This is a genomic window from Sulfurovum sp. bin170, assembly GCF_010892395.1.
In the GTDB taxonomy this organism is placed as follows: Bacteria; Campylobacterota; Campylobacteria; order Campylobacterales; family Sulfurovaceae; genus UBA1140.
The window spans coordinates 1-9,548 of sequence record NZ_JAACKB010000067.1 but is presented as its reverse complement, the minus strand read 5'-3'; the positions used below and the strand labels follow the sequence as shown (position 1 = coordinate 9,548).

The 9,548-nt window shown below is 35.4% G+C and carries 11 protein-coding genes; 9 read left to right on the top strand and 2 right to left on the bottom strand.

Going from position 1 to position 9,548, the window contains the following annotated elements; genetic code table 11:
- The coding region (locus GSY74_RS01560) for a CAP domain-containing protein (protein WP_223157426.1) at window positions 1-253 on the top strand (253 nt) is incomplete at its 5' end.
- Between the two features lie 144 nt (window positions 254-397).
- Here GSY74_RS01560 and GSY74_RS01555 read toward each other — a convergent pair.
- Window positions 398-1,339 carry a hypothetical protein gene (locus GSY74_RS01555; RefSeq protein ID WP_164663361.1) on the bottom strand — a complete coding sequence of 314 codons (942 nt, stop codon included), beginning with the start codon at window positions 1,337-1,339 and terminating at the stop codon, window positions 398-400.
- Window positions 1,340-1,452: 113 nt separating this feature from the next.
- Here GSY74_RS01555 and GSY74_RS01550 point away from each other — a divergent pair, with 113 nt between their 5' ends.
- From GSY74_RS01550 to GSY74_RS10990, 7 genes are all read left to right on the top strand, one after another.
- Window positions 1,453-2,469: a lytic transglycosylase domain-containing protein gene (locus tag GSY74_RS01550; RefSeq protein WP_164663360.1), complete on the top strand. Its 1,017-nt coding sequence runs from the start codon at window positions 1,453-1,455 to the stop codon at window positions 2,467-2,469.
- A 67-nt stretch (window positions 2,470-2,536) separates the two neighbouring features.
- Window positions 2,537-5,194 carry a preprotein translocase subunit SecA gene (gene secA, locus GSY74_RS01545; protein ID WP_370518757.1) on the top strand — a complete coding sequence of 886 codons (2,658 nt, stop codon included), beginning with the start codon at window positions 2,537-2,539 and terminating at the stop codon, window positions 5,192-5,194.
- Window positions 5,194-6,429: an ABC transporter permease gene (locus tag GSY74_RS01540; protein ID WP_164663358.1), complete on the top strand. Its 1,236-nt coding sequence runs from the start codon at window positions 5,194-5,196 to the stop codon at window positions 6,427-6,429. Before secA ends, GSY74_RS01540 begins: the two co-directional genes overlap by 1 nt.
- 182 nt (window positions 6,430-6,611) lie before the next feature.
- Window positions 6,612-6,860, top strand: a complete 249-nt coding sequence (locus GSY74_RS01535; protein ID WP_164663357.1) for a DUF433 domain-containing protein — start codon at window positions 6,612-6,614, stop codon at window positions 6,858-6,860.
- Complete coding sequence (locus tag GSY74_RS01530) at window positions 6,861-7,202, top strand: DUF5615 family PIN-like protein (RefSeq protein ID WP_164663356.1); 342 nt, start codon at window positions 6,861-6,863, stop codon at window positions 7,200-7,202.
- 61 nt (window positions 7,203-7,263) lie between these two features.
- Entirely contained in the window at window positions 7,264-7,464 is a 201-nt protein-coding gene (locus GSY74_RS01525; protein WP_164663355.1) for a hypothetical protein, read from the top strand.
- Entirely contained in the window at window positions 7,424-7,594 is a 171-nt protein-coding gene (locus GSY74_RS10990) for a HEPN domain-containing protein (RefSeq protein WP_164663354.1), read from the top strand. The genes GSY74_RS01525 and GSY74_RS10990 overlap by 41 nt, the downstream gene beginning before the upstream one ends.
- A gap of 188 nt (window positions 7,595-7,782) precedes the next feature.
- Here GSY74_RS10990 and GSY74_RS01515 read toward each other — a convergent pair whose 3' ends face one another.
- Window positions 7,783-8,220 carry a PaaI family thioesterase gene (locus GSY74_RS01515; RefSeq protein WP_164663353.1) on the bottom strand — a complete coding sequence of 146 codons (438 nt, stop codon included), beginning with the start codon at window positions 8,218-8,220 and terminating at the stop codon, window positions 7,783-7,785.
- 243 nt (window positions 8,221-8,463) lie between these two features.
- Here GSY74_RS01515 and GSY74_RS01510 point away from each other — a divergent pair, with 243 nt between their 5' ends.
- Window positions 8,464-9,456, top strand: coding sequence for a hypothetical protein (locus GSY74_RS01510; protein ID WP_164663352.1), 993 nt, complete (start codon window positions 8,464-8,466; stop codon window positions 9,454-9,456).
- The last annotated feature ends 92 nt before the right edge of the window (window positions 9,457-9,548 follow it).

The following is a 9,548-nucleotide window of genomic DNA, read 5'->3' as shown; positions in this document are numbered from 1 at the left end:
TTTATATGCTTCATCTACTGATGATTCATACATAAAAGCAGTAGATAGTTGGCATGGAGAGAAAGCAGACTATAACTATGAAAAAAATAGCTGTAGTGCAGTATGTGGACACTATACACAAGTGGTATGGAAACAGACTACAGAGATAGGGTGTGCTAAAGCTACTTATCAAAAAGGTAACTTCAAAGGTGGTACAATAGTAGTATGTAGATATAATCCTGCAGGTAATATGGGTGGAGAGAAACCATATTAATAATAAGGTTAATTAAGATTTTTTTAAAGTTAACCGTAAGCCTATAGTTATATAATTCGCTTAAAAATAAACTTCTTGCAAAACTTATTTGAAATAGAAGACTTCAGTCCCTAATATAACGAGGCGGTAGTGTACCAATAAGACTTAATACCCAACAGCATCCACGCGCCCCTTATGACATCTGCTCTTTGGGGTCTCTCCTTTTGTTAGTAAATCTTTTAACTTATCACTTCCGCTACCAAGATGAATCCACAACTCTGTAATGAGACCTTTGCTACAGTTCATCGTGACATGCTCTCCTGCTCCTTTTCCAAACTCTCTATCAAAAATTTTACGAATATCTTTTAGAGTTATTTTGTTACCCACATTGTCGGCAAAAAAATCTTGAATTTTAGAGTCATTAATCTGCATCATTAAATCCATCGAATCATCATAATAGACATCTGCATCTGTACCATAACAGGTTCCATGTTTTATCCACTCATGTTTGTGTAGGTTAGAGCTATATCCAGGCATGAGTTTAGCAAGTCTCTCTCTTGTGGCTCCATCCAAATCAAGTTTGTTTAGTCTGTGCCACTGTTTGTTTTTATCCATACCAACCTGTTTTTTGTCTACATTACAATATTGATTGTTTCTTGGTTGTGGCCAGAGTCCGTGGAGTACGAAGTTGGAGGCTCCAAAATCTTTTTTGCTCATATTTTTACACTCTTTTTTATACTGGTGGGTTTGGCAGAAAGCATTTTGCCAAGAGATAGCTAGGAGGTTCTGTTTGCTGGTTTTTTTTGAGCTACTATTCCCTTTTTTGAGTGCTTTGTTTATCGTGCTTCCTAGTGACTGCTTTTCAAAACAGCTCTCATCTACCCATCTTTGAGCAATTCTTTCACCTTTGATTAGAGTGAGGATTTGACCTTTTTTATGGTCAAGGATTCGATACTCCTCTCCTACTTTTAGCTTTATCTCATTTGTATTGGTGGTGTGCTTCATGTTGTTATATGCTTCACATGATTGGATGGCCTCTTTGTACTCTTTTGCCATAGCTATAAGTGGTAGTGATATAATTAGTGTTGATAGTATTAATTTTTTCATCAATTGTTCCTTTTGTGCCATTGTATATTAAAAATACTTATTTTAGGACATTAGTTCACCATCTGTTAACAAACATTTTATATAATCAGCTCAATATATTATAAGGCAAAAATATGAAACAGTTAAAAATATTTTTAACACTAATTTTACTATCCACAATAGGCTTAAATGCTAAAGATTACAGAAAAAATAGCGTAGCAAAAGAGTTTATTAACATGATGGTAAAAGAGCATCATTTCAAAAGGTCATACTTAAATACTCTTTTTAGAGATGTGAAATTCCAAAAGAGAGCTTTAAGTATTTTTAACCCCAAATATAGAGAAAAAGTGAAAAAAACTCCAAAAAAATATCCAAAACATGGTAGTTGGGATATATATGAGAAGGTACATTTAGGTGATACTAGAGTCAAAAAAGGTATCGAATACCTGCGAGACAATAGAACCGTATTTAAAAAAGTATACAAAAAATATGGTGTTTCACCCGAATATATAACAGCAATCATTGGGATAGAGAGCTACTACGGATATAATAGAGGAAAATTTCCTGCATTGGATACACTTGCTACTTTGGGTTTTGAGGAGAACAGAAGGAGTAAATATTTTAGATATGAACTGAAAAACCTCCTACTCCTATCTAAATCTCAAAGTTTTAATCCAAAAGATGTAAAAAGCTCCTACGCAGGGGCTATTGGTCTAGGACAGTTTATGCCAAGTAGCTACTACTATGCCGTAGATTTTAATGGTGATGGAAAAAAGAGTATGCAGACAACATCTGATGCTATTGCAGGGATTGCCAACTACTTTAAACAAAATGGATGGAGAAAGGGTGAGCCTGTGGCTACTCGGGTCTCTTTTTCTGGAAATAGATTTACAACTAAAAAGACAGGATATAATCACAAATACTTAAGAACTTCACTAAAAGGTATCTCACCCAAGTTTGGTGAGTGGAAATATGATGGAGATGTTAGGTTGATAAAACTAAAGAGATATTACTATGATGAGCTTTGGTATGGGGCAAAAAATTTTTATGTAATTACAAGGTATAACCATAGCTCCTATTATGCTATGGCTATACATCAACTAGCCAAGAGAATTAGAGGTGGGTATTGGAAAAAATATGGGAAGTTTTAATTTCAAACCAAGCTAAACAACCTTTACACAAAATTTAGATAAAATCACCCAATTTTAATAATAGGTTATAATTATAATGCTAAAGATGATATTTGGTTCAAAAAATGATAGAATAGTCAAGGGTTACTTAAAAAGAGCAAAACAGATAAACAAGCTAGAAGAGCAGTACGAAAAGCTCTCTGATGATGAGTTGAGAGAGGCGTTTAACGCTCTAAAGGCATCTGTTCAAGCAGATGAGAAGAGTTTGGATGATGCACTTAATGACTCATTTGCTATCACTAGAGAGGTGAGTAAACGAGTTCTGCATATGCGTCATTTTGATGTTCAGCTTGTTGGTGGTATGGTGCTTCATGAGAACTCTATTGCAGAGATGAAAACTGGTGAGGGTAAAACACTTGTCGCAACTCTGGCTGTTGTGCTAAATGCGATGCTTGGCAAGGGTGTGCATATTGTTACCGTGAATGATTACTTGGCACAAAGAGATGCTGACGAGATGGGTGTGCTTTATAATTTCTTGGGTTATACAGTGGGTTGTTTGACCGATGCTATATATGATGAGATGACCAAAAAAGCTCAATATGATTGTGACATCACCTATGGAACCAATAATGAGTATGGATTTGACTATCTTCGTGATAATATGAAGAGCCGTGCAGAGGAGAAGGTTCAAAGAACTCACCACTATGCTATCATAGATGAGGTTGACTCTATTTTGATTGATGAGGCTAGAACTCCATTAATTATCTCAGGTCCTGTTCAGAGAGACGAGGTCTATTATGAAAAAGCCAATGGAATTTCTCTACAGATGGAAAAGGGTGAGAAGCCTGAGCTTAAAGCTGGTGAAGAGGAGCCTGAACTTGATTTTGACTTCTATGTAGATGAGAAAAATAGACAAGTAGTTATGACCGAGAGAGGTTTGGAGAAGGCACAGGAGTTATTTGAAGTTAAAAATCTTTATGACTTAGAGAATGCGATATTGGCTCACCATCTTGACCAAGCGATGAAAGCTCAATATATCTTTGTACGAGATGTTGATTATGTTTCTCAAAATGGTGAGATTATCATCGTGGATGAGTTTACAGGACGACTCTCTCAAGGTAGAAGATTCTCAGAGGGTCTACATCAGGCTATCGAAGCAAAAGAGGGTGTGGAGGTCAAAGAAGAGTCTCAAACAATGGCAGAGATTACCTATCAGAACTACTTCCGTGCTTATGCTAAACTAGCAGGTATGACAGGTACAGCACAGACAGAGGCGACAGAGTTTGCAGAAATTTATAATCTGGAAGTTATCTCAATCCCAACCAATGTACCTATCATTAGGGATGATAGAAATGACCTTATCTACAACACAGAGAGAGAGAAGCTGGATGCTGTTGCTAAAAAGGTAAAAGAGCTTCATGAGAAAGGGCAACCTGTATTGGTTGGTACTGCTTCCATTGAGAAATCTGAGCTGGTTCATGAGAGACTCAAAAGTGCTAAAATTCCTCACAATACACTCAATGCAAAAAATCATGAGCATGAGGCTACAATCATCATGGAAGCTGGTAAAAAAGGTGCAGTAACTGTTGCTACCAATATGGCAGGACGGGGTGTTGACATTAAACTAACAGATGAGATAAAAGAGCTAGGAGGTCTCTATATTCTTGGAACAGAGAGACATGAGAGTAGACGGATTGATAATCAGCTTCGTGGTCGTTCAGGAAGACAAGGTGACGCGGGTGCTTCACAGTTTTATCTAAGTCTTGATGATAGTCTGCTTCGTATATTTGGTGGTGAGAAGATTCGTACTATTATGAATAAGCTAGGCGTTGAAGAGGGTGAGTATATCGACTCCAAAATTGTAACTCGTTCTGTAGAGAAAGCTCAAACTAAAGTGGAGAATATGCACTACGAGTCGCGTAAACATATCTTGGAGTATGATGATATTGCCAATCAGCAGAGAAAAGCTATCTATAAGTTCAGAAATCAGCTACTTGACACAGAGTATGATATTGACTCTAAAATAAGAGAGAATCGAATTGAGTATATCGACTATCTTCTGACCGAGTGTGAGATTTATGATGGTGCTCCAAATGAAGATTATGATATTCAGAAACTTACCAATATGCTTAGTCAATATATGGCGTTGGAGCTAGAGAACTCTGTTTTTGAAGGAAAAGAGTATGATGAGGTCAAGGAGACACTGTCAGGTATCATCACAGAGACTTATGAAGAGAAGATGAAGCCACTAACTCCTGCACAGAGAAGTGAAGTCCAAAGAGTACTCTATCTACAAGTACTTGACCCTAAATGGAGAGACCACCTCTATGAGATGGATGTACTCAAAACAGGTATTGGGCTTAGAGGTTATAACCAAAAAGACCCACTCACAGAGTACAAAAAAGATAGTTATAATCTATTTATGCAACTGATTGATAGAATTAAGCATGAGGCGATTCAGACACTGCAACTGGTTCAGTTCAACTTTGAGACTCCAGAGTCACAAGCAGAAGAACAGGCAAAACTTGAAGCGATGCGTGATGAGTTGGAGGCTGATTTGGCTAGAGCAGTCACTAATGAGGATGAGTTAGTAGAGGCTGATTTTGAAGAGGGTGAAGCACCTAAAAACAAGCCTATTCGTTCGGAGAAAAAAGTAAAAAGAAACGACCCATGCCCATGCGGAAGTGGCAAAAAATATAAGCAGTGTTGTGGCAAGAGTGGACCCAAAAAAGGTCTACTTGCATAATGGCAACTAAAGCAAACGGAGCCTTTATCACCAAGATAATAAGGCACTATCTAAAATATGATAGAGATAACCCTTTTATTTTTGTCTCCTCTCTCCTTGCTTTTTTAGGAATTGTAGCAGGTGTTGCTGTCCTTATGTTGGCAATGGGAATTATGCATGGCACTCAAAAAGAGTTCCAAAAACGCCTTTTTGTTATGAACTATCCACTTACACTTATCCCTACTAGTTATGACAGTACCAATGAAAATCTAGTACAGAAGCTAGAACAGAAGTTTCCCAATATAAAATTAAGCCCATACTATACTACTCAAGTGATAAGCAAAAGTGGTTCCAATGTCAATGGCTCCATACTCTATGGTGTTGATTTTGAAAAAGAGTCACAGATTAATGAGGTGTTTGAGAAATCTCAAAAAGATTCACTCTCTATAGATAGTAAATATAAGATGGTCACAGGTGAAGTACTTGCACGAGAGATGGGGGTATATAAAGGTCAAAAACTTACACTATATTTCTCCGAACAACAAGCGATTGGTTTTGGGACTATGCCACTACATAAGCGATTTATCATAGATAGTACCTTTGATTCTGGTCTAAAAGCTTATGATAAGGCTATTATCTACACTACACTACATGCATTTCAAAAGATACTCAAACGCAAAGAGGGACAGTATGATGGTATTCATATCTATTCCGAAGATGCTATGAATGATATTAATCGTATCAGAGAGTTTTTGGAAACTAATGGTCTCTCCAAAGGCATAATCATAGAGGGCTGGTGGGAGCAAAATGCCTCTTTCTTCGCGGCCATGGAGATGGAGAAAAAGACGCTCTTCTTGGTTGTTCTACTCATTGTTGTAGTAGCATCACTCAATATTATCTCATCTCTTCTTATGACAGTTATGAGTCGTAGAAGCGAAATAGCACTAATGAGAACACTTGGAGCCACTAAAAAAGAGATAAAGAGTATATTCTTTAGATTAGGTGTTATTATCGGAGTATCTGGGATTATCGCAGGTACTATCTTGGGCTTTATCTCTATGTGGGTGTTGACTACTTTTGATATTATCTCACTATCAGCCGATGTATATGGGTTCTCTCATCTACCTATTGATTTGACGGTTACTGATTTTGTTTTGATTATATCAGGTACATTTATTATCGTTATCATCTCATCACTATATCCTGCTAGAAAAGCATCATCTACAGACCCTTTGACTGTGCTTCGGAATGAGTAACTTGGAAGAGAAAGTGTAAAGTAGTTTACACTTAGGAAGGGATTAGATTAATCAGTACTTAATAATCATATAGATAAAATGGATAAAAAGAGTTATATTTGTTGAGAGTTTAGAAAAGTTATTTAAAAGTATGCATTCCCAAACACAGTCTCTGTGTTTGGAAACGAGAAAAGGAAAAAAATATGAAACTAGAAAAACTATCATATTTTAATGGAAATATAACCATAGATGCAGATGTATGTAATGGTAAACCAACCATTAGAGGACAAAGAATTACAGTTCAAACTATATTAGAGTTTTTAAGTGCAGGTGAGAGTCAAGAGGAAATATTGAGACAGTATCCTACTCTAACAAAAGAAGATATTCAAACTTGTCTTGCTTTTGCCACACAATTAATGGGGCAGAGATATTCACTTCAAAAGATAGCGTAGATGAAAAAATATATCATTGATGCCAATCTTCCATACTACTTTTCTCTTTGGAGAGGCGAAGAGTATCAACATGTGATTGATATAGACCCAAATATGAAAGATAACGAGATATGGGCGTATGCCAAAGAACATAAGTTAACTGTTGTAACCAAAGATGCTGATTTTTCAGACTTTGTTTTGTTTAATACTCCTCCTCCACGAGTGATACATATTAAGTTGGGCAATATGAAAATGAAAGCATTTTATAATGCTATTGATAGTATATGGGAGAGTGTTTTGTCTATGAGTGAGGAGTATAAGCTTGTGAGGGTTTATACTGATAAGATTGAGGGGATTGGGTGATGTTGGTGTAGGATGCGATTGCCATCGCACCATCTATTAAAATTTAAAAGGAGATAACCTAATGGTAAATATAGAAAATATACAAAACGAGATACTCAATGCCCTAAAACCTTTACACCTAGACAAGGTTATTCTGTTTGGTAGTTACGCCTATGGTGTACATCTCATAAAAACAGTGATATTGACCTCTATATTGTTACCAATGATGAGTAACACATATTGTGGCTTTTCATTCTCAACAATCTGTAGAAAAATCTTTTAAGGCACTGCTCGAACATAATAAGCAAGAAGTACCTAAACAGCACTCAACACTTAAACTTTATGGTTTGGTAAGTGAGTTTATAGATATATTTGTCAATGAGGAGATGTATAAAAAAATAAATTTTCATTAGACTACAGGAACAAAAAAACCGATATGTTATAACGGCTGACTTGAGGAACATGTGTGATTTAACCACTTCAAAATTTAAATTACTTGGCTCTTTATTTAGGCTTGTAAACTCGGTCTTTTTAGCGACTAAACACTTGTTTCTCTCCAAAGATTTGTTATATCTTTACTTCATGCTATTCTTAAAATCATTTAAATAATAAAATTTATAACTTTTGATTTTGTAAATACTTCACCATCTTTATTTTGAACACTCACTTCAAATGTTAGACGTTTTTTACGTTGTTCGCATAATTGAGCATGAACATAAATATGTTGCATTTCTAAAGTTACGGATTTTATGAATTTTGTTTCTATGCTTCTCGTGATATTTACAGGAGCAGATAACAAACTTAACGGACCTACTGCATTGTCAATTGCCGCTTCTATTAAACCACCTTGCATAGTATTATATGGATTTACCCACTCTTTTAAAATAGGTATTTTTACTACAATTGACTTTTCAGTTTCCTGATAGTCAATAATATCACATTGCATCATTATAAAAGATGGTGCAGGTAATATTAATGATTGTTCATTACCAACCTGCATTTTTTTGCAAAGCTCTGTTGCATCTAATTTATTTTCCAATTCAATCTCCTTATTGATATAACTATTTATTATCGGAACACTATATACCAAATAACCTTAAAATGCCTTAATATGAGAACACTAAAAATGTCCGTATATTTCTAGAAATATTAGAATATAATCTCTTTCTGTTAATTATTACATAATTATAAAAGTTACTTATGTCCTTTTACGCAGGAATATGGTAATATTTGGACAAATTGGTCAAAAAGATATAGATTAAGAGGATAGAGGGGTCGAATTATGAGAAGACGATATAAAGCCATTATAGCTATTGCTGTACCTATTTTGTTGGTGACGATGTTAAGTTTTGTACACCCAGTTTCATATAATATCCTGATAGGATATATGTTAGCTGTTGTACTTGTTTTTAAGTCTTCGCTCATCTCTCTATGGTTAGTGAGCAAGTTAAAGATATTGGCTTTTATCAAAGGTCTAACTTTTGTACAGGCTATTTTGTTGGCTATCAAACGATGGTTTATAGACAATATGCTCTCGCAGTGGTTAGATAAGTATATCTTTAGCCATCTCAAAAAACCATTTACAGAGGTTTTTCACTACTATAGAGTTGTAAGTTTCAGAGCCAAACTCAAAAACTTTTTTATTTTAGCTTTTCCGATGGGAATCGCTGTATGGATGATGTATCTAACCGATGTGATTTCACACATTGCACTCTTTGTTGAGCTAAAGATGATTGTGATTGGTTTTTTCAAAGCACTGTGGGTTGTTTTGGCTAAGATTGTTGGTGTTGTACCGATAGTGCTATCTTGGCTCTCAAACTCTTGGTTAGCTCCTATATTTGAGGTGTTTGCACTTAGTTGGCTACTCTCATTTATAGAGAAAATCTTGGGAATGAACAATCCATTAACTAGATTTTTTAACTATATAGGTAATAAGTTAAATGACCTTTTGGAGTATATAGGTCTGCTCAACGACAGACATATTGAGCCTATTCTTCATAGCACCATCACCCAAAAAAGCAAATCGTTTGGAGAGAAAATCTCTGCAATGATAAAGAGAAAAAAGATAGCAGAGGAGTATCTCTACTTTGATAATTTTAGAAATATTATCCTAAAAGGTCATATCAACGCCTATCATAGTTTTGTGAAGATGGAAGATATTTATGACAAAAGAAAACTATATAGTCTCATTAATGAGAATACCAGAGACAATATTGATATTATTGCCTTCGTCTCTCGAAATGCCAAAGGTGAGTTGAAAGAGGAGTCATACTGAAAACTACGGAAAAAAAATTATGCTAAAATGTCAATAAAAAATGAAATTAAAAACCTACATAGAAAAAATAACAAAAACTCTTGAAAAAGAGA